This is a genomic window from Streptomyces sp. BB1-1-1 (assembly GCF_031597775.1).
Lineage (GTDB): Bacteria > Actinomycetota > Actinomycetes > Streptomycetales > Streptomycetaceae > Streptomyces > Streptomyces thinghirensis.
Genome location: NZ_CP134205.1, coordinates 164,358 through 190,856, shown reverse-complemented (window position 1 = coordinate 190,856; position 26,499 = coordinate 164,358). Strand labels below are relative to the sequence as shown.

21 protein-coding genes are annotated in these 26,499 nt (G+C 72.0%); 7 read left to right on the top strand and 14 right to left on the bottom strand.

All coding sequences use genetic code 11. The features are described 5' to 3' along the window. The first annotated feature begins 155 nt into the window (after nt 1-155). From RI578_RS41490 to RI578_RS41475, 4 genes are all read left to right on the top strand, one after another. Entirely contained in the window at nt 156-2,528 is a 2,373-nt protein-coding gene (locus tag RI578_RS41490) for a hypothetical protein (RefSeq protein ID WP_310876180.1), read from the top strand. Further along, nucleotides 2,525-3,589 (top strand): bifunctional DNA primase/polymerase, encoded by a 1,065-nt coding sequence (locus RI578_RS41485; RefSeq protein ID WP_310876179.1) that lies wholly within the window; start codon nt 2,525-2,527, stop codon nt 3,587-3,589. The genes RI578_RS41490 and RI578_RS41485 overlap by 4 nt, the downstream gene beginning before the upstream one ends. Further along, on the top strand, nt 3,586-5,178 hold the full coding sequence (locus RI578_RS41480) for a hypothetical protein (protein ID WP_310876178.1): 1,593 nt from the start codon (nt 3,586-3,588) through the stop codon (nt 5,176-5,178). Before RI578_RS41485 ends, RI578_RS41480 begins: the two co-directional genes overlap by 4 nt. Before the next feature lie 393 nt (nt 5,179-5,571). Further along, a complete protein-coding gene (locus RI578_RS41475; RefSeq protein WP_310876177.1) occupies nt 5,572-5,748 on the top strand; it encodes a hypothetical protein in 177 nt (58 codons plus the stop codon). Nucleotides 5,749-6,130: 382 nt separating this feature from the next. Here RI578_RS41475 and RI578_RS41470 read toward each other — a convergent pair whose 3' ends face one another. Beyond that, nucleotides 6,131-7,162 carry a hypothetical protein gene (locus RI578_RS41470; RefSeq protein WP_310876176.1) on the bottom strand — a complete coding sequence of 344 codons (1,032 nt, stop codon included), beginning with the start codon at nt 7,160-7,162 and terminating at the stop codon, nt 6,131-6,133. Then, on the bottom strand, nt 7,159-9,888 hold the full coding sequence (locus RI578_RS41465) for a DEAD/DEAH box helicase (protein WP_310876255.1): 2,730 nt from the start codon (nt 9,886-9,888) through the stop codon (nt 7,159-7,161). The genes RI578_RS41470 and RI578_RS41465 overlap by 4 nt, the downstream gene beginning before the upstream one ends. Nucleotides 9,889-10,287: 399 nt before the next feature. Between RI578_RS41465 and RI578_RS41460 the strand changes: the two genes are divergently transcribed. Continuing rightward, complete coding sequence (locus tag RI578_RS41460) at nt 10,288-11,127, top strand: sugar nucleotide-binding protein (protein WP_310876175.1); 840 nt, start codon at nt 10,288-10,290, stop codon at nt 11,125-11,127. A gap of 181 nt (nt 11,128-11,308) precedes the next feature. Here RI578_RS41460 and RI578_RS41455 read toward each other — a convergent pair whose 3' ends face one another. The 5 genes from RI578_RS41455 to RI578_RS41435 all read right to left on the bottom strand — a co-directional run bounded on the left by RI578_RS41455 (nt 11,309) and on the right by RI578_RS41435 (nt 15,534). Next, nucleotides 11,309-12,046 (bottom strand): phosphotransferase, encoded by a 738-nt coding sequence (locus RI578_RS41455; RefSeq protein ID WP_310876174.1) that lies wholly within the window; start codon nt 12,044-12,046, stop codon nt 11,309-11,311. A 175-nt stretch (nt 12,047-12,221) separates the two neighbouring features. Then, nucleotides 12,222-12,785, bottom strand: coding sequence for a GNAT family protein (locus tag RI578_RS41450; protein ID WP_310876254.1), 564 nt, complete (start codon nt 12,783-12,785; stop codon nt 12,222-12,224). 4 nt (nt 12,786-12,789) lie between these two features. Then, nucleotides 12,790-13,518: a lasso peptide biosynthesis B2 protein gene (locus RI578_RS41445; protein WP_310876173.1), complete on the bottom strand. Its 729-nt coding sequence runs from the start codon at nt 13,516-13,518 to the stop codon at nt 12,790-12,792. Beyond that, nucleotides 13,511-15,316 (bottom strand): albusnodin/ikarugamycin family macrolactam cyclase, encoded by a 1,806-nt coding sequence (locus RI578_RS41440; protein ID WP_310876172.1) that lies wholly within the window; start codon nt 15,314-15,316, stop codon nt 13,511-13,513. Before RI578_RS41440 ends, RI578_RS41445 begins: the two co-directional genes overlap by 8 nt. 83 nt (nt 15,317-15,399) lie before the next feature. Beyond that, on the bottom strand, nt 15,400-15,534 hold the full coding sequence (locus RI578_RS41435; protein ID WP_310876171.1) for an albusnodin family lasso peptide: 135 nt from the start codon (nt 15,532-15,534) through the stop codon (nt 15,400-15,402). Nucleotides 15,535-15,745: 211 nt separating this feature from the next. Here RI578_RS41435 and RI578_RS41430 point away from each other — a divergent pair, with 211 nt between their 5' ends. Both RI578_RS41430 and RI578_RS41425 read left to right on the top strand, forming a co-directional pair. Next, the gene (locus RI578_RS41430) at nt 15,746-17,050 is read left to right on the top strand and encodes a helix-turn-helix domain-containing protein (protein ID WP_310876170.1); all 1,305 of its coding nucleotides are present in this window, start codon (nt 15,746-15,748) and stop codon (nt 17,048-17,050) included. A gap of 322 nt (nt 17,051-17,372) precedes the next feature. Beyond that, a complete protein-coding gene (locus RI578_RS41425; RefSeq protein WP_310876169.1) occupies nt 17,373-18,404 on the top strand; it encodes an XRE family transcriptional regulator in 1,032 nt (343 codons plus the stop codon). 329 nt (nt 18,405-18,733) lie between these two features. On the opposite strand, the gene RI578_RS41420 is transcribed toward RI578_RS41425, so the two are convergent. From RI578_RS41420 to RI578_RS41390, 7 genes are all read right to left on the bottom strand, one after another. Further along, on the bottom strand, nt 18,734-19,627 hold the full coding sequence (locus tag RI578_RS41420; protein WP_310876168.1) for a carbon-nitrogen hydrolase family protein: 894 nt from the start codon (nt 19,625-19,627) through the stop codon (nt 18,734-18,736). A gap of 87 nt (nt 19,628-19,714) precedes the next feature. Continuing rightward, a complete protein-coding gene (locus tag RI578_RS41415) occupies nt 19,715-20,818 on the bottom strand; it encodes an NUDIX domain-containing protein (protein WP_310876167.1) in 1,104 nt (367 codons plus the stop codon). A gap of 44 nt (nt 20,819-20,862) precedes the next feature. Next, the gene (locus RI578_RS41410) at nt 20,863-21,639 is read right to left on the bottom strand and encodes a PIG-L deacetylase family protein (RefSeq protein ID WP_310876166.1); all 777 of its coding nucleotides are present in this window, start codon (nt 21,637-21,639) and stop codon (nt 20,863-20,865) included. A 41-nt stretch (nt 21,640-21,680) separates the two neighbouring features. Then, nucleotides 21,681-22,565, bottom strand: coding sequence for a glycosyltransferase family 2 protein (locus RI578_RS41405; protein ID WP_310876165.1), 885 nt, complete (start codon nt 22,563-22,565; stop codon nt 21,681-21,683). A gap of 26 nt (nt 22,566-22,591) precedes the next feature. Further along, the gene (locus RI578_RS41400) at nt 22,592-23,452 is read right to left on the bottom strand and encodes a hypothetical protein (protein ID WP_310876164.1); all 861 of its coding nucleotides are present in this window, start codon (nt 23,450-23,452) and stop codon (nt 22,592-22,594) included. A gap of 2 nt (nt 23,453-23,454) precedes the next feature. Then, entirely contained in the window at nt 23,455-25,818 is a 2,364-nt protein-coding gene (gene fxlM, locus RI578_RS41395; protein WP_310876163.1) for a methyltransferase, FxLD system, read from the bottom strand. Between the two features lie 43 nt (nt 25,819-25,861). Next, nucleotides 25,862-26,494 carry a M15 family metallopeptidase gene (locus RI578_RS41390; protein ID WP_310876162.1) on the bottom strand — a complete coding sequence of 211 codons (633 nt, stop codon included), beginning with the start codon at nt 26,492-26,494 and terminating at the stop codon, nt 25,862-25,864. Nucleotides 26,495-26,499: the final 5 nt, after the last annotated feature.

Genomic DNA, 26,499 nt, shown 5'->3' with positions numbered 1-26,499 from the left:
TTCCCGAACCGCTGGTGCTGCGCCCGAAGATGAGGCAGCGGCTCTCAAGCGCTCTCGATGCCCTGCTATCAGACCGAGCGGTCTACCAGCGCCCACTCGCCGAGGTATTGGGTGCCACGGTCCTGTTGGCGAAGTCGCCGGCGGGAGAGTCGCGGTTGGAGCTGCGCGCGGGGGAGCTGGCCCGGTGGCTGGGGGTATCGAAGTCCTACGTCGATCATCGGGTGCTGCCTGGGCTGCGTGGTTCTGGCACGGTGGCGACGGAGGTCGTGACGAAGACGGTGGACGGGGTGCGTCGGGTTGATGGCCTTCGTTGGGAGCTACTGCCACTGACTGCCGCTCAAGCCCGGGGCAACCCGCAGGCCCTGGTGCTGAAGAAGCGTGAGCTGGCTGTCCTGTTGGCGTTGTGCGAGGCGCTGTTCGCGCCGGGTTGGGCGCCGGTGGGTAAGCGGGAGACGCCTGCGGGTCTGCTTGGTGCTCGGCAGGGTCGAGGGGCGGCGGCGGAGCGGCTGGCGTTGCTGCGGTTGGTGCTGGCTGCCCGGTCGGATGGGCGGGTACGGCTGGTGGGCGGGGCGGTGGCGGCTGGCTGGGATCGTGCGGATGCGACGGTCGCGCGGATGTTGGGGTGTTCCACCGCGGAGGCGGCCCGGGTAGTGGACGGGCTGATCCAGCAGGGTTTGTTGGAGGTGCGGGGCCGGGGTGTGCCTGGTGCCCGGATCCGGATGGTGGTGCCGGCGGTAGCGGCCGCCCACGGCCGGAGTCCTGCTGCGGAGCTGCGGGTCGTGCCCGATCCGGCCGAGGCTGAACAGGCTGAGGACGTCGCCCCGGAACAGGTTCGAGTCTGCGTGCACTGCGCTTCGGGGTTGGACGAAGCAGGGCCGGAGGAGCCGGGGGAGGGGTGGGTCCAGGAGGGGTTCTTCGCGGTCGTGGACGGCGGCTGGGACCGCGGAGGTGATGGTGCACTCAGGGATCAGGAGGCTACCGAGGTTCTCCGGACTGACTCGGAGAACGCTTCTGACCTGGGGGAATGCAAGGATCAAGAAGGCATCGAGGCCTCCGGGGCGGAGACTGGTGGTGCGCTGCTCCACGCCGACCACGCGCCGGTGGTTGCTCATGGTGGTTCTGGTGCTGCTTCGTCTTGCTTTTCCGGCGAAGCCGCATCGCAGTTCCCACCGTTGCCGGAGCGCGCGGACGGGCGCGAGACCGAATGCGGATCGGGCTCGGGCCGGATCGGCGTGGTCGACGAGCCGGGTGGCCGGGGTGGCCCGCTTCGCGGGGAACAGCAGGCGGATCGAGCGGGGGAGTGCCAGACGGCTCCTGAGCCGGTGGTTGCGAAGCCGGTGCCGCTGCGGTGGTCGCTGCCGCGGGGCTTGGAGCGGGTTCTGGACCCGGTCCGGCTGGAGTGGGCCCGGATCGGGCATGCCGGGGGGCGCACCCGGGTGCGGGTGGCGCTCCAGGCCGAGTTGCGGCGGGTGGCCGGGATCGTGGGTTCGGAGCAGGCGCCGGTGGTGCTGGCTGAGCGGTTGGAGCGACGGCTTGCTGCTCAGCACGGTGAGCGGGTGCGTGAGCCGGTCGGCTGGCTGCTGTCGCGGGGTCTGCCGCAGCGGGCGGAGTGCTACGCGATGGCGTGCGACGACCAGGTGCGGATGGACACTGGGCTGGTGTGCCCGAGCTGCGAGCTGCTGATCGGGGACCGCCGGGCGCTGCGGCACCAGGTCTCGCGGGCCGTCGCCGCCGAGCTGCCCCGCCTGACGCCGGCCGAGGCGCGGGCGGAGGTTGAGCGGCGGCTGAGCCGGGAGGTAGCGCAGCGGGCCGCGCGGGACGCTGTCCGGCGCGAGCAGGCTGCGGTGGAGCGGGCGCGCCGCGAGGTGGTCTGGGCGCAGCAGCGTGAAGAGCTCGAGTCGGCGAAGGCCGCGTTGGCGGCCCGGCCGTGCGAGGAGTGCGGGGTGCCGGAGGCAGGTGGCTTGTGCCTGGTGTGTTCGCAGAACCGCACGGCCCGTGCGGCTGTGGAGCAGGCGGCGCAGGTCGCGGCCGTGGTGAGCGGGCCGGTGCGGGAACTGGGCGTGGTGGCCGAGCGGTTGGTCGCGTGCCGGGTCCGGCTGGAGGACGAAGTCGGCCGGTTGGCGGGGCGGTTGCGGCGCGAGGGGATGCCGGAGGCCGCGGTGGCCTGGGAGGCGCGCACCCTCGCCGAGGAGTTGCTGCGGCAGGAGCGGGCCCGCGCGATGGACGCTCTGCTGGCCTCGGAGGAGGCCCGGGCGGAGGCGGAACGGGTCTTCGGCGTCGAGCGGGCGCGGCGCGGCGGTGAGGTGCAGGCCCGTGCGGCGGCCGAGGAGGCGCGGCAGCGCTGCGCGGAGCTCCTTCTCGCCGAGCGGCTCGGCCAGATCCGGGTTGCGGAGCGGCCCCCGGCTTCGGAGGAGGTCGGTGGATGGCGGCAGCGGCTGGCGGCTCTGGCGGCGCGTCCGCTGCACGACGAGATCCGCGTGCCGCAGCCGGCGGCGGGCGGGTGCCGGGAGGCGGTGAGTGCGGCGTGAACGGGGGACTGGAGGTGGCCCTGCGGTGCGCTGAGCGGGGGTGGTGGGTGCATCCGCTGCTGCCCGGGTCGAAGCGTCCGGCGGGCAACTGCCGCCGGTGTCGGCCGCCGTCGGCCGGGGCGCGCCCGCCGTGCGGCTTCCCCGATGCGGATGGGTGTGCGTGCCGTGAGGAGGGGCGGTACTGCCACGGGGTCCGGGCGGCGACGCGGGAGCGGGAGCTGATCCACCGCTGGTGGCGTGGCCGGGACTTCGGCGTCGGCGTGGCCGCGGGGCCGTCCGGCCTGGTGGTGCTCGACCTCGACGACCACGACCGTCCGCCGCCGGAGCAGGCGCTGTTGCTGCCGGGCGTGGACCTGACCCAGCACCGGGACACAGATTTGGGCCGGGTGCGGAGCGGGGTGGACGTGCTGGAGTTGCTGTGCCGGGTACGGCGGGCGGGCAGCTTGCTGGAGGCCCCGGCGACGCTGACCGTGCAGACCCCGTCCGGCGGGATCCACCTGTGGTACCAGGCCGGGGAGACGAGCCGGTACGTGCAGGGCGCGGGCCGGCTCGGCTGGCAGGTCGACGTACGGGCCGGCTGGTCCACCGCAGTCGCGCCCGGCACCGTCACCGCGGCCGGCCGCTACCGGATGGTCGGGCACCAGGAGCGGCCGGCACGGCTGCCGCGCTGGGTCGCGCTGGAGCTGGACCGCGTCGGGCTGCGCCACCGCGATGTGGCCACCGGCCCGCCCCGCCGAGTCCGGCTTCCCCATCCCGCCCGCGAGAGCGGTACGCGGGACGCCTCCGCGTACGCCGCCGCGGCGCTGCGCGGCGAACTCGAGGCCGTGGCATCGGCCCGCGCCGGCCGCAACGACACGCTCAACCGCGCCGGGTTCCGGCTCGGTCAGCTGGTCGGCGCCGGGCTGCTGGAGCACGACCAGGTCCACCAGGCGCTCACCGACGCCGCCGCCCAGGCCGGGGTCGACCCCGGCGAAGCCAAAGCCCAGTCCACCCTCCGCCGCGCACTTCAGGCGGGCATGCGCTCGCCGCGCACCATCCCGAGCCCGGGAGCACGGTCATGAACCACCCCCTCACCTCCCGCGCCGCGCTGCCCTCCCCGGCCCGAGAACCCCAACCCGCCGACCCGGCCGAATCGGCCGGCGCGGGCGGGCCGGACGGGGCCCGGCCCGCGGAGCGGGAGCCGAAGCTGTCGCAGGCCGACATCCTGCTGCACCTGGGCATGGACCAGTACCAGCTGGTGCGCCACGACCAGACCGCGTACGCCGTGCCCGTGGACGGGCCGCCGATCGCGCGCCCGCTGCGCGCCAAGGGCGGCTTCGGCGGAACCGGCTCCCTGCGCCAACTCCTCAACCGCGCCTACGTCCTGCGCACCGGCCGCTCCCCGTCCCAGGGCTGCCTGACCGACGCGATCGCCTCCATGGACGCCCTGGCCCTGGACGCCGAGGAACAGCCGGTCTGCCTGCGGATCGCTCCCGACCCGGCCGACGACCAGGCGACCTGGTTCGACCTGGGCCGCTCCGACGGACTCAGCGTGCTGATCGAGCCGGGCACCTGGTCGGTGACCACCCCGCCCACCGGCGAGGGCCCGCTGTGGCGGCGCACCCGGCTGACCGGCGAACTCCCCATGCCCGAACGCGATCCGGGCGGCTGGCAGGCCGGACTCGGACTGCTGCGCGAGCTGTCCGCGCTGGCGGAGCCGTCCTGGCGGATGGCGGTCGCCTGGCTGCTGGCCGGACTGCGCCCGGACATGCCCCGCCCGATCGCGTACTTCAACGGGGAGCGCGGCACCGCCAAGACCACCTCCGCCCGGCAGCTGCTGCGCGTACTCGACGGGATCCGCGCCGAGGTCCGCAACGTCCCGCGCAGCGAGGACGACGGCGCGGTGGCCGCGTCCGCCGGGTGGACCATGGGCCTGGACAACCTCGCCGGCATCCCCCAGTGGCTCTCGGACTTCCTGTGCCGGGCGGTCACCGGGGCCTCCGTCGCCAAGCGCGAGGTCTACACCGACGACGACGTCACCTCCTGGGCCTACCAACGCCCGGTCCTGCTAACCGGCATCGACGTCGGCGCCCTCCAGCCCGACCTCGCCGAACGCCTGCTCCCCTTCACCCTGGAGGCCATCGACCCCAAGGCCCGGCGCAGCGAACACGAGCTGTGGCGCCGCTACCGCGCCGCCCACGGCCGCATCCTCGGCGGCCTGCTCGACCTGGCGGCCGCGGTGTGGGCGCGCCTGCCCGACGCGGCCGACCAGCTCGACCAGAAGCCGCGGATGGCCGACTGGGCCGAACTGCTGTGGGCACTCGACGCGGTCACCGGCTGGGACACCCTGTCCACCTACACCGGCTCCCAGGACGCGGTCACCGACGACGTCATCGACGCCGACCCGGTCGCCACCGCCCTCACCCGCTGGTCCGCCACCGCCGGAAGCACCGAGTGGCGGGCCACCACCGGCCAGATCGACGAAGTGCTGCGACCACCCGGGCCCATCCCCGAGGCCTGGCCCAAGACCACCGCCCTGCTCTCCGCCCGCCTGACCTCCCTCGCACCCGCCCTGCGTCAACGCGGCATCGACATCCGCAAGCTGCCCCGCACCAGCGCCACCCGCGGCTTCCTCATCACCCTTCGTCCGGACTCCGGACCACCGGTCTGACCTCAGGCCCCCGTACGGCTGCGAACCAGCCCTCACACCGTCACCGAACCCGCCGCCCACCCGAGACGCGCGGGCCTTCAGCACGTCCCGGACACCGTCGGGAGACCGGCCCGCGCGAACCGAAGGCACCTTCTGGGACTTCAGCCTGCCTTCCCGGCCGCTGCGCGCTGGACCGGGCCCGTTGTCGACGGCCGACGGGTCGCCGGAGAACGGCCTCGCCCGCGCAGCGATGACACGGTGCTGACGCTTCCCATGACGCACCCGATACCCGGCCCTCACCGGCGCCGACCTGGGGGTTTCTCTCCCACCAACCGGCTCTATGACGCTATGACGCTCTAGCTCCCCATCTCTCTGAAAAGAAGAAGGAGGAGGAGGAGGGAAGAAGATAGAGGCATGGTGCGCCAGAGCGTCATCAGCGTCCGCCTCTCGATCGCCCGGACGGCAAAGAAGCAGGTCAACGCAGAGGTCGAGGGAACGGGGGCAGCGTCATTCGGTAGCGTCACCGGTCCGAGCGCACGCGTCACCGCCCTAGCCGGCGGTCTGCACCGCACCGCGATCCGCCGTCCGTGAAGACACGCTCGTCGATGACGGTCTCGCCGAGGAAGCCGGCGGACTGAGGCGCCGGCCCTGCCACCTGACCACCGACGAAGCCCATCTGCCCCGGTCCCGAGCAGCTCCTGCAACTGGGCCTCGCCCGTGGAACCGCAGCGGGAAACGGCGCCGCCACCGGCATGAGATCGGCACTGCTGTGTCGGGGCCGGCTCTTGGCCCGGGCACAGCGCGCTGTCGAGTACGGGGCCCTGCGGCGCTGCTGTGCGGCAGTTCGGTTTCGGCCCTCACCTCAAGCCGCCTCTGGCCGCCGGGAAGCCAGCTGGGTGACCACCAACTCCCCTCCGCGTCCCCGGACGGCCTTCGCCCGGCAGAGCCGCCCCGATAGGTCACCGCGGCGGGGTCAGCCGTTGAGGCCCCAGTCGCGGACGGCCTGGGCCAGTTCCGCCTTGGTCATGCCCGTGGCCTCCTGGAGTTCTCTGAGCCGCTGCTGCAGCGGAATCTGAGGGAGCTGGGGCGAGACCGGTGAACCACCGCCCGGCTCCGCCTCCGCGAAGATGTCCGTCGGCCGTGCCGTCGCCGTGGTGACGCCCTCGGTCAGCGTGCGCAGAAGAGAGTGAGCCCGCCGGGCTGTGTCGCTGGCGAGCCCGGCAAGGCTGTGGTCGGCGAAACCGCGGACGCCGGGGACGGCCGGCTGGTCGGGAGAGCTCACGATCGGTGGGAGGGGCGGGCGAGTGGCCTGTTCCCCGTCGTGGAAGGCGATGTGGGCGGAGGTGACCGGCGGAAGCGGCGCGTGCCTGTGATCGTGGTGCTGGAGGCTGGGGTGGTCGGGGTCCTGGAGGCCGGTGAAGAAGTCGACCGGGGGGCGGCCGCGGAGCAGGAGAAGGACGAGGGGCATCGCGTCGAGGCAGCGAGCGACCTGGATCAGGGCTGTGGCGGCGTGCTTGCACCAGGCGCTGCGGCTGGAACAGCCGCATGAGGCGCGGCACTGGCCGAGGGCCGGCAGGAGGCGGAGGCCGTTGCGGGCACCTGCGACAACGAGCTCTTGGAGGACGTCCTCGGCCGGCATGCGTACGAGCCGGTCGGTCAGGTGGCGGGTGATCACGGTGAGGTCGCGCCACTGCCCGTGGTCCAGGACCGGGATGTGGATCGTCGGGTTGGGCTGGGGCACGTACGTGCGCGGGGCCGGGGCGATGCCGGTGGTCTCGTTGATCCAGCACCGGATGATGCCGGGCTCGATCACCAGGTGCGTCACGGCGGCGGTCCGGGCATAGGCGCGGGCGCGGCCGAAGGGGCTCTTCACGGTGCCCCTGGCCTGGGGCGAGAGCGCTTCCAGCCAGAGGCGGCCGCCGGCACCTTCGCACAGCTCGCCCCCCGGGAGCGGGTCAAAGGGGGTGAACCGCATCCGGTGGGGGTTGTGGTCGGTGAGGGTCATCCACTGCTCCTGAGCGCGATCAGGTCGAAGAGCTCCTCGTCGTTCAGCTCGGTCAATCCGCTGCTCACGTCAGAGAGGACGGAGTCGGCGAGATCCTTCTTCGCGGCCAGGAGCTCGGCGATCCGCTCTTCGACAGTGCCCTCGCTGATCAGGCTGTGGACCTGGACGGGATGGCGGGTGCCGATGCGGTAGGCGCGGTCGGCGGCTTGGCCCATCACGGCAGGGTTCCACCACTGGTCCAGGAAGACGACGTGCTGGGCGCGGGTGAGAGTCAGGCCGGTGCCAGCGGCCCGCAGCGACAGCAGGAACACCTTGAAGTCGCCGCTCTGGAAGGCATCCACAAGAGCAGGACGGCCGGCTACCGGCGTGCCGCCGTGCAGGAGGCGGTGATCGATGTGCTGCTGACCGAGGCGGGCGGAGACCAAGCGGGCCATCTCGACGTACTGCGTGAAGACCAGCACCGACTGCTGCTCGGCGAGCATGACGCTCAACAGGTCCTCGAAGAGGTCGAACTTCCCCGAACGGCCGGCCAGCCGGGCGGAGTCGGCCTCCTTCAGGTACTGGGCCGGATGGTTGCAGATCTGCCGCAACGAGGTGAGGAGCTTGAGGACCAGGCCGCGGCGGGCGATGCCATCAGCCGCTTCGATCTTGGCCATCGTCTCGCGGACCACCGCCTCGTACAGCACCGCCTGCTCGCGGGTCAGGCGCGCGAACTCAGACGTCTCGGTCTTGGGAGGCAGCTCCGGCGCGATGCCAGGATCGCTCTTGCGCCGGCGCAGCACGAACGGCCGGATCAGCGTGGCGAGTTCTGCGGTGGCAGCAGGGTCACGGCGCGCCTCGATCGGCTTCGCGAAGCGGGTCCGGAACGCCTTGAGCGGTCCGAGGAGCCCGGGGGTGGCCCAGTCCAGTACCGACCATAGTTCGGAGAGGTTGTTCTCGACCGGTGTGCCGGTGAGCGCGACGCGGCCGCGGGAGGGGATCTTCCGCAGGGCGCGGGCCGTGGACGAGGCGGCGTTCTTCACGTGCTGGGCCTCATCCAGGACGACCAGCGACCAGTCCACACCCGCGAGCCGTTCGGCATCCAGCCGGGCCGTGCCGTAGGTGGTCAGGACGAAGCCGGCCTCGTCGAGGCCGTCCGGCGTGCGGCCCGGGCCGTGGAAGCGGCGTACGCCCGTCGCGGGAGCGAACCTGCTGACCTCGCGTTCCCAGTTGCCCAACAGGCTGGCCGGGCAGACCACCAGAGTCGGACCTCGAGTCGCGCCGGTCTCCTGCCGGGCCAAGTGCAGTGCGATCAGGGTGATGGTCTTGCCCAGACCCATGTCATCGGCGAGACAGCAGCCCAGCCCGTTCGAGGTGAGCTGCTGCATCCACGACAAGCCGTGCCGCTGGTAGGGGCGCAGCGTGCCGGCCAGGGCATCGGGCGGCACCGTCTCGGGGACCGGGCTGGTGAGCACGGTGCGCAGGGTGGCGAGCCACCCTGCCGGCTCCACCTCGATCACCTCGCCCTCCACCTCAGTCTGGCCGGTCAGCGCCGCCGCGACGGCGTCGAAGGCGGCGAGGTCGGCGATCTTCCGGCGGCGGGCCTTGCGCAAGACGGCCGCGTCGACACGGACCCACTGGTCGCGTAGCCGTACGAAGGGCCGCTTCGCCTCGGCCAGCCGGTCCATCTCGCCCTCGGTGAGGTCCCCGTCCTTCCCGAGCGCCGCCTGCCATCGGAAACCCAACAGCGCGTCCGGACCCAGTCGGCCGGACGGGGCGGCCCCCGGCGTTTTCGGGCCCAGAACGGCCCGCATCGTCAGGGAGCGGACCAGATCGCGGGGCCAGTGCACCGCGCAGCCCGCGGCGATCAGGTCGTCCACCGCGTCACCGAAGAGATCGTCGACTTCCTCGGCGCGTACCTCCAGAGCGTCCGGAACGGCTGCGTCCAGCAGGCGCTCCAGTGGCGACCAGGCGCGCGTGGCGCCGCGGAGAGCGACCAGGGTGCCCTCCTTCCGGGCCGCGTCCGAGGACCCCGGCGGCGCCGGGCGACGCCACAGCGCGCCGGCGTCCACCAGGTCCTGGGGCGGGTCGACGTCCTGCACCTGGACCACGGCCCGCACACCGGTGTCGCCGATGTCCTCGATCTCCAGGCGCAGTGAGATCTGCACACTGACCGGCGCCCCCGCAGGACGGGCCTGCGCCCCCAGCGTCAGGTGCGGAACGTGCTGCGGAGCGCGGGCCGCGTACGCCCCCGAGCCGCCAGGAGGGCGCGCGAAGGAGTCGGCAGCCGCGTCGAGGAACGCGCCGAGCAAGAACGAGCGCTCGGGAACGGACAGCGGATAGCTGTTCGCGCCGAACGGCAGGGCACGGGCCTGCGGAGGCATCGACTCTGCGAGGACATCGAAGTACTCCTGCTCGTCCGGCAGATGAGCCGTGCTGCGCCAGGTGTCGAAACCCGCGGCCGTCACGTCCGGGAAGAGCCGGCCGCGCGCCAGCAGCTGGAGGGCGAACAAGGAGGCTGCCCCCCAGAACTGGCAACTCTCGTCACCCTCACTGTCGAGACGGCTGCGCGCGAGTACCGGCAGCGCGGCGTCGATGGGCATCCACCAGTACGGTGCCCGGGCCGAGCGGACACCGTCACGGCGGGCCCGCACCACCGTCGTCTCCCGCTCCCCGAGCACGGCGCCCTGGGGAACGGTCACCTTCTCAGGCGCCCCCATCGACGCCACGGGCCTGAAGAAAACCATCCGGCCCGCACGCGGAGGATCGGCAGGGTCGAACACCGCCGCGTACTCGATCAGGCGGTAGCGACCCACAGCAGGTGAACTCCCCTCAACCACCACACCCCTTACGCGAAGGGCACACGACGAAGCGGAGTTTGCCGGATGCTCCGGACCTGGGAGGGCGAAATGCAGTTGGAAAGACCCGATCGAGTGAAGAGGGCGCGATGACGCCCCCTGTCCGCGCTGCAACTGGCAGGTCCACGACCTACACAAGCCTGAACCTCGGACGCCGGTGCTCAAGACGACAAGGCGCCTGGAGAAGCGACGGCCCGCGGGCCGTCGCAGTCTGCTGCCAGAATGCCCGTCAGGCACTTCATGCGGTTCCGTCCCAGGACGGGCTTCCTTGTCCTAGCGTGGGATGCCGTGACGGTATTGATTGTGGGCGGCAGCGGATTCCTCGGCGCAGAGCTGGCCCGCCAGGGACGATCAGCGGGCTTGGAGACAGCCGCCACCTTCCGCTCGCGCCCCGGCGAGGGCACCGGTGTGTCGTGGCACCGCCTCGACCTGCGCAACCCTGCGAACCTCCACGAGGTCTTGGATGTCACCAGCCCCACGGCGATCATCAACGCGAGCAGCGGTGGAGCCGAGTGGGCAGTCACGGCCGAGGGCGGGATGCGCCTGGCCCAAGCCGCGGCGCAACGGGGCATCAAGTTGATCCACGTCTCGAGCGACGCCGTGTTCTCCGGTCTCAGAAACGGCCCCTACGACGAAATGTGTTCACCCGACCCAGTAACGCCGTACGGGGCAGCGAAAGCAGCAGCCGAGACGGCCGTGCGGCTCCTGAGCACGGGCGCCGTCGTCGCGCGGACCTCGCTGATCATCGGCGATGGCCAATCCGAGCACGAACACCTGGTGCACGCCCTGGCAGCCGGCTCGCGGGACGGGGCTCTGTTCACAGACGATGTTCGATGCCCAGTCCACGTCGGCGACCTGGCCGCCGCACTGTGGGAACTCACCTTGTCCGATACGGCTGGCGTCTTTCACCTCGCCGGTCTGGACGCCATCACTCGCCTCGAACTCGGCACCCTCATCGCACAACGGGACGGCCTTGACCCGTCGTTGTTGCCGAGCGGCCGCCGCGCCGACAGCGGCCTCCCCGGCGGACTCAGTGTGCGCCTCGACAGCCGCGTCACCCAGAAGCACCTCGCCACCCGCCTTCGCGGAGCCCGGGAATTCCTTCGGCACCCAGACTTCGACCGCTGACTCCCGAGGGCGAATAGCCGTAGTCCGGAACTGAGCGTGCTGGACGATCCTGCGCGCAGTGGGAACTCGGCTGGCGCGGGGTCGTTGGGGACCGCGACGGTTCAAGCTGATGGAGACGTTCGAGCAGGTCTCGGCCGACGCCGGTCATTCTTCAGCCCACCGCGTGAGCCCGACGGACAGCTCAGGCGAGCGCGTCCTCGAACACCAACCGGTTCGCGGCCGTGAACGCGAACTCCGCGCGGCTCCACTCGATCCTCGCTGCCAGCACTTCGGGTTCGGCGGAGGCAGTCTCGGAAGAGGCCATGAGCTCGGCCCAGAACCGTGCATTGCGCGCCTGTCGCTCGAGGATGGCGTCGACCACGGCGCCACGCTCCGGGCCCTGGAGGCCGTAGGCGTCGGTGAGGATCTTCACTTGCTCTGCCTGCCGCTCCACCGGGACGGTGCACTTGGACGCGATGCACCAGGTCCACGCGGCGTAACCGAGGTCCTCCAAGGGCGAGCCGGGCGCCGCAGTGTCGAAGTCGATCCAAGCGGTGGGCAGGCCGTCGACGAATACGGCGTTGTTCGGGCCGACATCGTGGTGGCACACCACTGGTGAGCGGCCGGCCAGCTTGCTGCCTCGCGTCGCGTCGTGCATGGCCCGCAGCAGTGCTCCGGCAGCCGCCACCTGACCGTCCTCCCACACCTGGAAACGCGCCGGGACCTCACCCGGGAGAAAGCTGAGAATGTCCATTCCGTCAGCCTGCCCGAGATATTTCGGGGCACCATCGAATGCCTGCTGCTCGAAAGTCTTCAGCAGGGCAGCGACGAAACCAGAGGACTCCGTCACCGGCCTGAGCACGGAATCATCAACCCGAATGACGCCTTTGGTCATCCGCCCACCGGAAAGCATGGTCACACCACTGGACGCATCAGGCATGACAGTCACCCTCGTACATAGATCTGAAATCGGCGCAGCAGCCACCTCGACCGCCGCACCGATGGCGCTGCGTCACCGACAAGCGACTGGACGATGCGCGCACGACAGGGCGCTCGTACGCAGCCTTCTCGGCCCGATGACTCAATCGCCGTCGTCGTCGGCCGGACTCATTGGCTCACGGCGACGTGCCCACCGCAGGGGTGATAGCCGAAGTCCCGGTGAACTCTGCGGCCAGAGCGTCCATCACGATTTCGTCGCACACCTGGCCGAGCCAGTACCCAGCCTGCCGGATCGGGCCGACGTGCTGGAAGCCGGCCTTCTCGTACGCGCGGATCGCACCCAGGTTCGGCGCGAGCACCTTGAGCCAGACCATCCGCAGATTCGTGACGTGGAACGCGTAGTCGAGCGTCAGCCGGGTCGCGGCGGTGCCCAGGCCCCGGCCGCGGACCTCCGGCCCCACCATGACCACGAACTCGGCCGTGCGGACGCTGGGATCGGGTAGCAGGGTCGCGACCCCGGCCGGGGCGGGCTCGTCGCCGGAGAGGTCGTAGATGGTGAAGCGAATGTTCTCGCCGCGTAGCTGGTGGGCCATGCCCTCGGTGCGGGCTTCCAGGGACTCGGGGGCCTGGCGCCCGTACCCGACCAGGAGCGCGGGTTCCTGTTCCCAGCGCCAGTACGTCTCGACGAGGTCGGCGCGGTAGGGCCCGAGCCCGCAGGTCTCGGTGCGTAGCCAGATGATCGGGTCAGCGGGACTGGTGATGGCGGTCTCCGATGGTGAGCACGGGGGTGTAGGCGCGGGTCGAGGACGGCTCGGCGACGTCGTCGCCGTCCATAGTCTGCACCCAGGCGTGGAGCCGGATCGGGTCGGACGCGATTCCGTGGCACCAGCGGACGCCGAGGCGCCGGGTACGCAGCAGCAGGACGGCGGCGACGGACTCCTCCAGGCACGCGGTGCGGCCGGGGGAGTACCAGCCGGCGCGCCGTACCGCGTTGACGGCGCTGGTCGCCTCCTGGAGTGTCGCGGCTCGGACGGTCGTGGCGCGGGCAACGGACAGGAGCGCGAGGGCGTGCAGCATGCCGGTGCGGGAGTGGCGGGTGACGCCGAAGGCGGTGGCGAGCGCGGCCGCGGCCGTGAGCGTCTCGGCCAGCGGGCCGCGGGGCGGCCGGGTGATACCTGCGGGATGTTCGGTGCTGCCCCAGCTCGCCTGAGCGGAGGAAGCGGTCAGCGCAGGCGTCCACGGTCCCGGCCCGCTGGCGGGGGTGAGCAGACCCAGGGTAAGGAGCCGACGGGCGAGGGCAGGGGCGATGCGGTCGAGGGCTCCGGTGCGGGAGACCGCTTTCCACCGTTCTGCGGCCGGGGGCTGGAGGGCCTGGACGCTGCCGGTGCGGTAGTCGATGAGGACCAGGACGTGGCCGAAGTCGACCGCGCGGACAGTTGGCGGACAAGTGACGAACGAGGGCAGGTCATCCACGACGGGCTCCATTGTGGGGGCGCGACCAGGTGGTGGCCGTGTGGTCGAGAGTGCGGAGCCACGCTTCGGCGGCCAGGGCCTGCTCCAGGGGTGCGAGGGACATCGGGATGCCGGCGGCGGCCTGGGCCAGGTGCGCCCGTAGCCCGGCTGGGTCGATGAGACCGAGAGCGGCGAGGCGGCCGTCGGCCAGGTGCTGGAGCTCCGGCAGGTTGGCGCGCAGCCCGGTGTAGTGGTCGGCGTTGAAGCTGCCTTTGGTCATCCGGGAGGCCAGTGTCTCCGGGAGGACGTCGGCCATGGCGTGGGCGAGCACCGGCTTGTAGGCGTGGAGCGGGGGCCGAGCCCGGACATCGGTGCGCAGTACGGCGTCGACGACGCGGGGGTCGACGAAGGGGTTGTGCAGCTCGATGCCGGACGCCGCGGCGAGCTGGGCGTCGGCGGCCGCGGTCCGGGCGACTTCGCGGACCTCGTCCACCAGGATCCGTACCGCGATGTCGAGACCGGGCAGCGCATCGGCCTCGGCGGCGACCTGGTGGGCGGCGCGGGACAGAAGCCGGACGGCGTCGGCCGTGGCCCAGTGGGGCAGCGGCGGGGCCGGGAACCAGCGGACGTCACCCCGGGCCGTCGAGGCGCCGTCTTCCAGCGCGGTGGCGAGGTCGGTCAGGGCCTGGGCGCGGTTGATGCGGGTCAGGGCACGCGCGTCGCGCAGCAGCGGCAGAACGGGGCTGTGGCGAAGCCGGGCCCAGCCTGTGGCTTCTGCGGCGGCCCGCCGGTAGAGGCGGTGGCTCAGCAGGTCGGCCAGGTGCGCGGCCGGCAGGAACAGCACGCTGTCGCCGCCGTCGCCGGTGAGGTGGGTCCGGCTGCCGAACCGGTCGTGCATCCACCGCAGCTGCCCTTCGAGCCGGGCCCGGGTCAGGGTGGACGGAACGGGTTCGTCCGTGGCCGGAACGGCGGTGATGTCGGTGTAGGGCAGGTGCTCGGGGCCCAGGGGAAGAAGGTGGTGGGCGAAATGCGGGTGGTGGGCGGCGGCCAGGCGCGCGTACGTGAGATCGGCGCCGCTCGTCTGGCCGGCCGGGTGGACGGTGACCGCGTTCAGCGTTCTGCCTTCGGGCAGGGCGGTCGCGGCGAGTAGGGCGAGGGAGGAGGAGTCCAGACCGCCGGACAGGTCGCAGGTCAGATCGGGATCACCCGCAACCCGCAGCCGGACAGCGTCCTTCAGCGCGGAGCGAAGCCGCTGGTGGGCCGGCCCCGGGACGGGATCGGGGCACCACACCGTCGCCCCCCGCAGGTCCCGGCCCGCGGCGAGCTTGATCCGGGCGCCGGGAGGGAGCTGCTGCACGCCGGCGAAGAACGTTCTGGTGCCGACCGCGGCAGGGACGTGCGGCAAGAGCACCGCGACGGCGACCCGTACAGCGTCCACCCCGGCGCCGATGAGGTCGGCCAAGACGCGCGCCGAGTTCGACCAAGCCCAACCGCCCTCGTAGCGGGTGGCATACAGCGGCAGCGCTCCGGCCGGATCAGTGTGCACGACCGTGTGCCGTCCGCGCTGCTCGACCACCGTGTACGCGCCGGACCACCGCCAGGCGACGTCCTTAGGCAGCGGCCGGTGGGTCAGCGAGCGCAGCTCGGCGTCGGTGGCGCTGCAGCATCCCAGCACCGTGACCCGGCCTCCGGCAGGCGTGCCGAACGACCGGGCGCCGAACGTCCCGTTCTGCCAGAGCAAACCGTCCGGGCCGAGACATGCGGCTCCGGGCGGCCGGAGCCCGCTGCCGGATCCGCGCGTGAACCCTCCGAAGATCACGATGAACCCCTTCCTGGTCTGGTGGCTGGCCGTGCGGCGTGGCGCCCCGGGAACCGGGGCGCCACGCCGCACGGGGTAGTCGGTCAGGCGCAGTTGTAGGCGCGGCGCTTGTCCTCGCTCTGGCCGCCGCCCTGGCCCTGGGTCAGGGCCACGAGGTCACCGAGCTCGACGAGCTCCGGCTCGGCGGGGGTGGTGGGGTGTGCGGTCCGGTCGTCCATGACGACTCCCTCCATACGGAAGAGCAGATGGGTGCCGCCGAGCGGTGCCCGACGGGTGGTGCCTCACCAGGACACCGCCGGCTCGGCCGAACGCCGAGCAAATTTCCGCCGCAAGCAAGCCGTTTGCGCGCTGCGCACACGGCCTCGACCGGGTGTCACCGTCCAGCTACCGTGAGCTGGCTGATGTCCGGTGTTCCCGAAGGGGGCGGCCATGCGTGCTCAGGTACCGGACTGGAACTCTCCGCGCGCCCAGAAGCTCGTCGCCGACGGCGACGTCGGGGGGCTGGTCCGCTGGGCCCGCCAGCAGCACGGCTGGCGTCAGGCAGACCTCGGCACGGCGACCGGCTATTCCGCCTCAGCCGTCAGCCGTCTCGAGACCGCCGAGCGGCCGGCGACCGACCTGGACATGCTCAAGCGGTTCGCCGAAGCCCTCGTCATCCCTGCGGGGGTACTTGCCGCGGTTCTCGGCGTAACACCGCTCCGGGACACTACAGTTGCCAGCGCCCAGCGCCCGGCCGTATCCGAGGAGGACCCGATGAAACGCCGGTCCCTCCTTGCCGTCGGCCTGGCCGTTCCCGCGCTGGCTCTCGACCACCTCGACGAGGCCCTCGCTCTGCTGCCCGCGCCCGCAGCCGCACCGAGCGCGGACCGCCTGGCCGTCCAGTACCGCCTGACGCGCGCTCAGTTCAATCGCGGCGCGCACGCCGACCTGATCAAGGCGCTGCCCGACCTCCTGGCCACCGCCGAGGCGTGCGCCGACCAAGGCGAAGCCGCCGACTACGCCCGACTCGCCGCCTGCTACGACCTGGCCACCGAAACCCTGTCCAAGGTCGGCCGCTATGACGCCAGCCGGATCACGGCCGACCGGTCCAACACCTATGCGCGCATCTCCGGCGACCCCCTGGCGGGTGCGGCGTCCGCCCGCGCCTTCAGCATCGTCCTGCGCCACGCCGGCCGCGCCGCCACCGCCCAGCGCGTCACCCTCCACGCCGCCGCTCAGGTCGAGACCACCGGACTCACCACCCCCGCGCAGGCCCGGACCTTCGCACAGATGCTCTGCACCGTCGCCTACGCCGCTGCTGAGGCAGGCGACCGCGACCGGGCCCTGGAGATGATCCGCGACGCCGAGCGCGCCGCAGCTCTTCTCCCGGAACAACCCGGTGGGCCGACCTTCGCCGTCAGCCCGGCCTCCGTGACCCTCTACAAGGTCGGTGTCTTGTGGTCCCTCGGCGACGCCGGCGCCGCCGTCCACGCCGGGCGGAACCTCCACGCCGGCCAGTTCGCCACCGCCGAACGCCGCGGCCGACTCCACACGGATATGGCTCGCGCCTGGTGGCGCTGGAACAAACCCGAGCAGACCGCCCATGCTCTCCTCGCTGCCCATCGCACTGCTCCTGCCGAGGTCCGCGACCGTCCCAGCATTCGCGCCATCGTCACCGACCTCGCCCAGCGTCACCCACACACCAGCGGCGTTCGCGAACTCGTCGCCGCGACCAGGACACGCGCCATGTCGTAGCCGCGTAGCGGCGCCGATCACTCGGACACAGCAGGCTCGCGAGCTGGCTTCAGCTGCGCGGAGCGCCGCACTTTCGTTCAGTCGAGTACCGGGATCGTGGCCAGCGGCGGGGTGCAGGGGCTACCGACGTCGACGTACTGCGTGCGTTCGCAGACGCTCTCGAACTCCCGCACGAAACATTTGGCTTGGCGCCGCCCGTGCCCCGGCCGAAAGTTCGACTTGGTCCGCCGATCGGCGCAACCACGCCTTCCCTCGACTCCCCGCCAGTAGGTTGGGTAGACCGGGTTGGGAGGGCGGTGATGATCCGGTGCACAGACGGAAGTTGCTCGCGGGCCTGACGACCACAGTCGCCGCAACGGTCGGCTACCCACTGCTCGAGAGCGGAACCGCGCAGGCCGACGAGGCCCTGCTCGGCGAGCTGCTCGTCGCCCGCATCAGGGACGCGATGCTCGGACTGGGCACGACCGTGGCCGCGCCGTCCTCCGAGGTGCTCTCCAGCGACTTCACACGCGCGCTCGCAGACTTCGACGCCTGCCGCTACGCATCCCTCGCCGTGCGCTTGCCCCGCCTCATCCGCGGCGGCCACGCGCTTTTCACCAACGTCGCCGACACGGAGCCGCACACCCTCCTGGCCAAGAGCTACCTGTTGGCCACCCGCATGTTCGTGAAGATGGACGAGCAGCAGCTCGGCTGGATGGCCGCCGACCGCGCGCGGCAGCTCGCCGAGGCAGCAGGAGACATCCTCGCGGTCGCCGAATCCGCCCGTCAGCTGGCCGTGCTCGCCAGGAAGGCAGGATGGCACGACCAAGCGTTGTCGATCGCGCTCTCCGCCGCTGACCACCCGGATCTACGAGGCATCGGACGAACCGGCACCGCAGTACGCGGGCTCCTGGTCCAAAGTGCGTCGTACACCCTCGCACGCCGAGGAGACCGGGACGGGATGCGGGAGCTGACCGACGAAGCCGCCGCCATCGCCAAGGAACTCGGCGGCGCGACCCTTCTGCGCGATTACGGGGGCGGCTTCAGCCCTCTCACCGTGCAACTCCACAAGATCAGCGCCGAGAATCACGCAGGTGATCCACGGGCCGCACTCGATGCCGCTCGCGCGATCTCGCTGAAGGCGCTGCCCAGCGTCGAGCGCCGCTCTCGTGCCCTCGGCGACATCGCCGTCACCTATGACCGCCTCGGCCGCCGCAACGACTGCGTCCGCACATTGCTCGCCGCCGAGCGATGTGCTCCGCAGGAGACCCACGCCCGTCCGGCGACGAAGTCCTTGATCTCCAGCCTGCTGGTTTCCGGCCCTACATCAACGGAACTGCGCGGTCTCGCGGAACGCAGCGGCGTTCTCGCCTGAGGAGGAGGCACTGAGCCGGCCCCCTTGGGTGGTGCGCACTCTGCTGGAACATCCCAGACCGCGAGCGGACACCGGTGCACAGATGATTGGCCCGGGTGAAGCTGAGTGTGGAGAAGCTCGCGAGAGGACCTTCGGCTCGGCTACCAGAGGCTCATAGCTTCCAGGACGCCCGCAGCCCTGGGCAGTGGCGTTACGGGCTCGCCGGTCAGCCGGGCCCTCATGGATGGTGCGTGGCTGGGGGTGCCTGTGACCGCGGCATACGGGCGTCCGTTGCCGGATGACCAAGGAGTCTAGCCACAGGGGCAGAGGTGAGGGCGAACGGGCTGTCCTCAGAAGGCTGTGCGAATGTCGCTGCGCGGGTCCCCAGCCACGAGCCGGTCCTTGTAAAGCCCGTCCTGCGCCCGGCGGCGCCATGGTCGGGCGTACCGAAGGGCCACGTCGATGTCCGTGTCGGCCGAGTCGAGGTCGATGTCCGCGACCGCCAGAGCGGGCTGCCCGTCGGCGGGGCACTGCGCCAGCCACCGGCCGCCGGGCGCCACGATCCCGGACGGCACCGTGGCACTGAACTGGGCTGGCACGGCGTAGCCCACCCAGTAGCAGTACAGCGTCCCGTAGGCCTGGGCGACGCGCGCCCTCGGAGCATCGTCGACCATCACGGAGAGCAGAACGCAGTCGACGCCCAAGCGCTCGTACTCCTCGAAGAGCGGCGGAAAGTGCGCCTCCACGCACAGCGCGCAGCCGATCCGGAAGCCGCTCACCTCGAAGACCAACGGCTCGCGCCCCGGGGTGTACAGGTAGGAGACCTCGGTATGCGACAGGAACCGCTTGTCGTACCTGGCGACCAGCTCGCCGCGGTCGGAGACGATGAAGAGGCTGTTGTGGGGCCTGTTCGGCGGCGTGAGCGGGTGCAGCGAACCGAACGCCGTCCACAACCGTAGTTCCCCAGCCAGCGCAGCGATCGACTCGGCCTCCTCGCGCATGACGTCCCAGGCGGCACGGCGCCAGTCGGCCGGGACCAGCTCGCCGTCTGTGCCAGCCGCCATCACGTGCTTGCTCGGATAGACGATCGCCCCCTCGGGGAATTGCACCAGCTGCGCACCCGCCCCGGCTGCCTCCGCCATCAGGGCCCGGATCTCCTGCCCGGCCGCCCGCAGTGCGCCGCGGTCGGTGGGGTCCTCTGGCACGGTGCTCTGCGCGACAGCCAGTCGCAACGTCCTCGGCATGGAGCGGACGCTACGCGACCCGCTACTGCTGCCCAGGGCGGGTGATGTGTTGCTCATGCGAGTCCTCGCTTCGAGATGGGCCGGGGGCTACAAGATGGTGAGGTCGGTGGCGACCGGCAGTTCGGTGAGGGGCTGCCGCGCGGCACGGGGGATCCCGAGCCTCACTCGGGCCTGGTGGACGGCGGCGAGCTGGTCGGCCGCCGGGAGACCCCAGTCAAAGAGCTCCAGGGCCTGCTCGGGTGTGGCCAGGACCCGGATGTGGTTGCGGCCGGTGGCCGGGTCTACGGATGGCGGGCCCAGACGGGTGAGGGGCGCGGCATAGCGGAGGCGGGCGTACGGCTTGTCGGGGTCGCAGAGGTGGCCCAGGAACAGCGGTGCACCGAACTCGGCCGAGGCTTCCTCGCGTACCTCCCGGCGCAGTGTGGCGAGCGGGTCGCCGCGGTCCAGGAGTTCGGGGGCACCGCCCGGCAGGAGGGCCGCGCCGGTGTCCGGTTCCAGAAGCACCAAGGCGCGGCCGTCGGGTCCGAGGAGCCAGCCCCAGACCTGGACCACCGAGAGCTGCTCTGGGGCGGGGCCGGCGTGGAAGGGCAGGTGGTGCCGGGCACGGGCGGTGCGAAGGGCGCCGGCCCGGTCCAGGACGGTGGGGGCGATCGGCAGACCGTTCTCCAGCAGGACGGGCCCGGCAGCGTTGATGCGGGCGCGCAGGGCGGACAGGGCCCGGCGGGCGTCGCCGGGAGACATCAGGTCCGGCAGCCGGGCGGGTTCGACGAACTCGACGGACGTGATCTCTCGGTCGGGCAGCTGCATGGCGGCGATCTGCTCGATGTCCCACGTGCCGCCGTCGTAGACGTGCAGGATCTCGCCGGGGAAGCGCATGCTGGCGGGCGCGTTGAGGCTGTCGGCGCTGACCCAGTCCACGGCGAGCCCGCGGTCGACGGTCATGGTGACGCCGAGTTCCTCGCGCAGTTCCCGCGCGGCACCCGGGGCCGGAGGCTCGTTCTTGTCGACGGCGCCTCCGGGCAGGAGGCAGGTCGTGCGGTAGTCGACGCGCTGGACCAGGATCCGGCCGCGTTCGTCTGTGATCACCACGGACGTTCCGGCCCATAGCGCGGCCGCGGCGCGTAAGACCCCGTACTCCTCGTCGGTCATCATCGTGCTGGGTGGCGTGTCAGGGGAAGGCGTGACGGTCATCTCGTCTCCGATCGTGCGGGAGGGACCATGTGGAGGGCGGTCGGTCAGGCGACAAGCCGATGAGGGTCACCCGGCGCGGGGCCGGGGGTGAGCCGGGTGAAGTACTCGGTGCTGATGATCTCGTCGCGTTCTGCTTCGGGCAGGCGGGCGAGCAGACCGGGCAGGGGCCGCTCGCGGACGACTTCGCTGCGGTGCGCGAGGATCGCCTCCATCTTCACCGTGGCCCACGGTGAGACGTCGACGGTCGTGGTCACGTACGCCTCCGGCACCGCGAGGAGCGTCTTCCCGACGCTCTGGAGGAGCGGGCCGAGCCGGCCCACACCGGAATCCGAGTGCGTGGCCGCGTACAGGGCCGCTGGCTGCCAGAGTTCGCCGGCGTCGGGATACAGGTACGGCAGGCCGGCGGCCTCGACGGCGAGGAGGGTGATCTGGTGGGCGCGCCGGTGGTCGGGGTGCCCGGTGAGCTGGCCCAGGGCGTCGTGGCCGACGACGACGTCGGGCCGGATCTCCCGGATGTGTGCGACCAGCCGTCCGACGGCTTCGTCGAGGGGCGCGTCGACGAGGCGTACGGCGCCGTCGGGGGCGGAGGCGGGGTTGCGGGCATCGGCGTAGCCGAGCAGCCGCGGGGCCCCGGCGCCCAAGGCGTTCAGGGCGTCGGCGAGTTCGGGGGCTCGGTGGCTCGTCGGCGCCCAGGTGGCGGTGACGACTGCGGTGCGGGCGCCGGCGGCGTGGTGCTGGGCGAGCACACCGCCGGCCAGCAGGCTCTCGTCGTCGGGATGGGCGAACACCCCCATCAGCGAGGGAAACGGCGGTTGGTTCATGGCGAAGAGGACTCCTCGTAGGGGCGGACGGGACGGCGAGGTCAGATGATCGGCGGCCGTCCGGCGGCGGTGAGCCGGTAGACGGTGCGCCAGCCCATCGGACGCCGCCCCTGCGTGCCCCGGCTCGTCCACCCTTCGCGCATGCCGCGCAGTGTCTGGCCCAGTCCGCCGCGGCGCACGGCCCGAGCCAGGGTGATCGTGGTCCAGGCGCTCAGGTAGAGGGGGAGGAGTGGGGCGGGGAGGTTGCGGTGGGCGATCCAGATCCGGTTCCGGGCGGCGAGCCGGTGGTACAGCGCGTGGCGGGCGGGTTCGGTGAGGGGGTGGTGCATGCGGATCGACGCCGCGTACCAGCCGCTCCAGCCCGCCTCATACAGCCGCCAGGCCAGGTCGAACCCCTCGTGATACAGGAAGAGTTGATCGTCCCACCCGCCGACCGCGTCGAAGGCGTCGCGCCGGATCAGGACGACGCCTTCGGTCATCGAGGCGACCTTCCCCGGCCGTTCCGGCTTCGAGGCGCGCAGCCGGGGGACCCAGCGGCGCGGCGTGGTCCCATCGTCCGGTCCGGTCAGCCGGGGCTGCACCCAGGCGGCTTCGGGATGCCGCTCGGCCTCGGCGACGAGCCGGACGAGGACGTCCGCGCGGGGGAAGCTGGCGTCGTTGTCGAGGAAGTACAGCCACTCGGCCGGATCGCCCGCCTCACGTAGCGCGTCGGCGCCGGCGTTGCGACCGCCGGGGATGCCGAGGTTCTCGGGCAGGCACACGGTAAGTGCACCGGGTGGCACGACCTCGGGCGCGCAGCCGTTGCCGACCACCACCACCCGCACGTCGACGCCGCTCTGGGCACGAAGGGTCGACTGCGCGGCTACTTCCTCCGCAGGGCGATCGTTCATGGTCAGAACGACGACGTCGACGCGCGGGCGGGACATGGGTTCCTCCAAGCCGTCGGGGCCGGTCAGGGCGTGGGGACGGGGATACCGGTCAGGTGCTCGGCCTGGCGGGCGACGAGCGGAGCGAGGTGAGGGTGAACACCCCGGGAGCACGCCTGGAGGAGCTGCCCGAGGGCAATGAGCTCCCCGGCCCGGCCGGCGTCCGTGTTCAGGACGTGGCCGAACTCGCGCCGGATCCGGGCGGCGGTCGCCGGCGCGGCCAGCGAGTACGCGTGCAGCAGCCCCAGGTCGTAGCCCACGGGCAGCCGACCCCAGTTCTCCCAGTCCAGCAAGATCAGGGGCGCGCCGGTGAGGTTCGCCCAGTGCAGATCGGCGTGCCCGGTCGTCGTCTGCCGGATCCGGACGGGGTCGATACCGAGGAAGCGGCGGAAGTTCCGGTCGACCCAGTTCTGCCGTACCGACTCCCGGCCGGTGGGCACCGTCGCGAGCGTTGCGAGCGCGGACCTCAACTCCGCCCACCACGAGTCGGGCAGAGCGACATCCTGGTCGAGCACGGGCGTGCCGCTGGTGACCGGCGGGGCGGAGACGTACTCGGTGAGCTCCGCCCGGTAAGCGACGTCCCGGGAGACCCAGTCGAGAACGCCGCGAAGCCGTGGCCGTGGCACCGACCGGGGTAGGTGCGTGTCCGCAGTCGCCGTCCCCTCCCACAGCCGTCCGCCCGCCTTTCCGGCCTCGGCGGAGACGATGCGCAGCCAGCAGTCCCCGGCCCGGCGCCCTAGGGTGCGGCCCTGCCACCCCCATACCTCCGGCCCCGATGCGGACATCCGGAACTGCTGGGCGGCGGCCGCGTGCGCGCGCCGCATCCGGTCGAGCTCGTCGCGCTCCGCCGGGGCGACGAACACCGCCTGTCGCAAGGTCCGTCCCACCGTCACACCCCCTCCGCCACGGCGTCGGCCACCGGACGCTCAACGGGCCCGGGCAGCACAACGTCACGCCCCGGCCACCGGAACACCAGCCGGCAATTCACCTTGTCCAGGACGTCACCGGCGGGCAACGCATCGTCGGGCGTGCCGGCCGGGTAGGCCGACAGGACGGGATCGGCGTGCTCGTCGTTGGCCTCGGCGCGGATGTGCCGGTCCCAGGCCAGCACCGTGGCCACCAGCCGCTCGGCGAGCTCGGGCCCCTGCTCGCCGAAGGCGTACGCGAACCACTCCCACTCCTTGTCTTCCCGGCGGTCGCTGTCCTTGGTCTGGACGTGGATCAGGTAGGCCAGCGAGGCCTCGCCGAGGATCGCGGGGGCGTCGCGGTCCTTCGCGATGCCGGTCACAGGCTCGGCGGGCTCTTGGTGGGCGGCCAGCCGGCAGAAGCCCGGCACGGTGGTGGCCGCGAACAGCTGAAGGGAGCCGAAGTAGGAGTTCGCAGCCCTCATGGTCACGCCGGTCGCGACCTCGTGCCGCCGTCCGCGCAGCGCCTCCTCCAGGCCCTGAGCGCCGACGGCGGGGCCGTCGTCGAAGCGCAGGGCCAGCGCTCCGTCGAGCAGGGGGACGACCGGGGCCGGGCGGCCCTGCTGACCCTGGTCGCGGACGAAGCCGCAGTAGGTGAAGCGGCGGGCGTGCAGCACCTCGCCGCGCCGCTCGAACTCGATCGCCCGGGTGTAGCCGCCCATCTCCAGCGGCATGACCAGGCGCCCGCCCTCGGCCAGCTGATCGCGCCATGGCGGACTGATGTCCCAGCAGTTGTAGGTGATCACGCTGCCGTCGAAGCCGCCGCGGGGTACCAGGTGGGCGGGCGCGCCGAGGGCGGCGTCGGCTTCGACGGCGGTGACGCGTCCGCTGCCGGCCTCCGTCAGGAAGGCGCGGGTGCGGCGGACGACCCACGGGTCGATGTCGACGCTCACCACGCGACCGTTGGCGGCGTGGGCGATCAGCTCGGCGTTGTAGCCACCGGATCCCGCCTCGTACACGATCGCGCCCGGCCGAAGACGCAGGCTCTCGATCATGTCGGCCTGGAGCCAGGCCGCGGACACCGAACTGATGGCCCTCCCGGTCTCGTCGCGCCGGGTGATGACGGCCCGGTCGCCGCCGTCGTACGCGTCCGCCAGGTTCACTTCCGGGGCGAAACGATGGCGGGGCACCGTGCGCAGCGCGCTGCGGACGGGCTCGGACGGGGCCCAGCCTCCGTCGATCACCGTCTGGGCCATCGCCTGCCGCAGCCGGACGGCCTCGGCCGGCTCGCCCGGCACGGGCGACGGATCGGCGGCGAGCGGGTAGGAGACCACCGGCGGCAGGTCCGGGATGACGCCGGGCCACACGCTGTCGATGGCGAGTGCGGCCGGGACGAAGACGTCGCCGACACAGGCGAGAGCGTGCAGGTCGAAGAACTCCCAGCGGTCGAACTTGTCCGCCTCCGCAGTGGTCAGGGTCCCCGTCCACGTCGTGATGCGGACGACGGCCGTGAGCCGCGGAATGCCGTGGCTGTCATCGACCAACATCGTCACCACGTGCGCGTCGCCCGGGTCGGCGACCAGGCCCGTCTCCTCGGCAAGTTCGCGCACCGCGGCGGAGGCGAAGTCCTCCGGGCCGGTGGTCTTGCCGCCGGGCAGCTCGAGCATGCCGAGGTGGGAGCGGCCGAGAAGGACCCGGCCGCCGTCGTCGGTGACGACAGCGAGGGCGCCGGTCAGCGCGTGGCCGGTGGTCGGACGCTTCTCGATGGCTCGGGTGTCGCGGTGGCACGGCCCGCGCAGCACCAGGAAGGCCAGTCCGTCCGCGTCCAGCCGCTCCACCGTCGCCCATCCCGCGCCAAGCAGCGTGAGCTCGTCCTCGTCCAGGGCGATGTCGCGCCGCTCCGACGGGGTGTTCTCGACGGTCGGGGTGATGACGACGAGCGCGCCGCCGTCGCGCAGCCGCTCGCCCAGCCCGTGAACGATCCGGCCGCGGTCCCTCACGAACGGATACGCCAGCCGCATCGTGATCAGGTCGTACCCCTCGGCGTGCAGCGGGGCCGAGTCGTCGCGCTCGATGTCCAGCCGCAACCAGCGCACGCCCTCGATGCCGGCGTGCTCCTCGCGGGCCCGGGCGATCGCACTGTCCGTGAAGTCGACGGCGTCCACGGTGTAGCCGAGCGACGCGAGGTAGGCGGCCAGCTCGCCGGTACCGCAGCAGGCGTCGAGTGCGCGGCCCCCCTCGGGAGCCGGGGCGTGCTCCGCGAGCAGGCTCCTCTCCTCGTTTCCGAGCCGGCGGAAGTTGCGCCCTTCGGTGTAGTGCTCGGACCAGTCAGCCCGGGTGTGTCCCACAGATCGCTCCTTGTTCGTGAAAAGCAGGGCGGTTGGTGCGGTGTCAGGGCAGTTCGACGGGGCCGTAGAGGGCGGCGGTCTGCTGGGTCTGCAGCGCCCAGTACCGGTCCCCGAGCGACCAGTGCCACCACTCCGTGCCGTAGTTGATCAAGCCCGCGGGGGTCAGCGCCCGGCTCAGCGTGGCTCGGTTCGTGCGCGCCCGGTCGCTGATTCCGGGTGCCTCGGTGTAGCAGGCCCCGTTGGACTCCTCCGGCGAGGCGTTGACGCGAGTGCCCATGTCCAGCTCACGGCCGACGTGGTCGATCAGCGTCACGTCGACGGCCGCGCCGGCGGAGTGCGGCGCGATCTCCGGAGGCGAGACGAAGCGGCTGGCTGCCTCCCGGATCTCGGCGGCCGACCATGCCGGGTGGGCGAGGGCGAGTTGGTCGGAGTACTCCTCGAAGTACCTCGCCTGCAGAGCCGGCGGCCGGAAGCCCTCGATGAACAGCAACGACACGCCGGCGGGCAGCAGCGACTGGGCGTGCAGCAGCCGGGTGAGGACCCCTCGCCGGACGTGGGCGAAGGCCCCGGTCTCGTCGCGTTTGCGGTCGTCGACTATTAGACCGTGCGCGCGGACGTCGACGAGGTCCTCGCCGCACTCCTGCACGGGAATCGCGGCCACTCGCGGGTCGGACATCAACA

Excerpts from the sequence above, each read along its gene's own strand:
- RI578_RS41430 (WP_310876170.1), top strand. The coding sequence starts at position 15,746 with ATGCGTGCTCAGGTACCGGACTGGAACTCTCCGCGCGCCCAGAAGCTC.
- RI578_RS41420 (WP_310876168.1), bottom strand. The coding sequence starts at position 19,627 with ATGCCGAGGACGTTGCGACTGGCTGTCGCGCAGAGCACCGTGCCAGAG.
- RI578_RS41405 (WP_310876165.1), bottom strand. The coding sequence starts at position 22,565 with ATGTCCCGCCCGCGCGTCGACGTCGTCGTTCTGACCATGAACGATCGC.
- RI578_RS41480 (WP_310876178.1), top strand. The coding sequence starts at position 3,586 with ATGAACCACCCCCTCACCTCCCGCGCCGCGCTGCCCTCCCCGGCCCGA.
- RI578_RS41415 (WP_310876167.1), bottom strand. The coding sequence starts at position 20,818 with ATGACCGTCACGCCTTCCCCTGACACGCCACCCAGCACGATGATGACC.
- RI578_RS41470 (WP_310876176.1), bottom strand. The coding sequence starts at position 7,162 with ATGACCCTCACCGACCACAACCCCCACCGGATGCGGTTCACCCCCTTT.
- RI578_RS41435 (WP_310876171.1), bottom strand. The coding sequence starts at position 15,534 with ATGGACGACCGGACCGCACACCCCACCACCCCCGCCGAGCCGGAGCTC.
- RI578_RS41465 (WP_310876255.1), bottom strand. The coding sequence starts at position 9,888 with ATGGTTTTCTTCAGGCCCGTGGCGTCGATGGGGGCGCCTGAGAAGGTG.
- RI578_RS41455 (WP_310876174.1), bottom strand. The coding sequence starts at position 12,046 with ATGCCTGATGCGTCCAGTGGTGTGACCATGCTTTCCGGTGGGCGGATG.
- RI578_RS41475 (WP_310876177.1), top strand. The coding sequence starts at position 5,572 with ATGGTGCGCCAGAGCGTCATCAGCGTCCGCCTCTCGATCGCCCGGACG.
- RI578_RS41410 (WP_310876166.1), bottom strand. The coding sequence starts at position 21,639 with ATGAACCAACCGCCGTTTCCCTCGCTGATGGGGGTGTTCGCCCATCCC.
- RI578_RS41390 (WP_310876162.1), bottom strand. The coding sequence starts at position 26,494 with ATGTCCGACCCGCGAGTGGCCGCGATTCCCGTGCAGGAGTGCGGCGAG.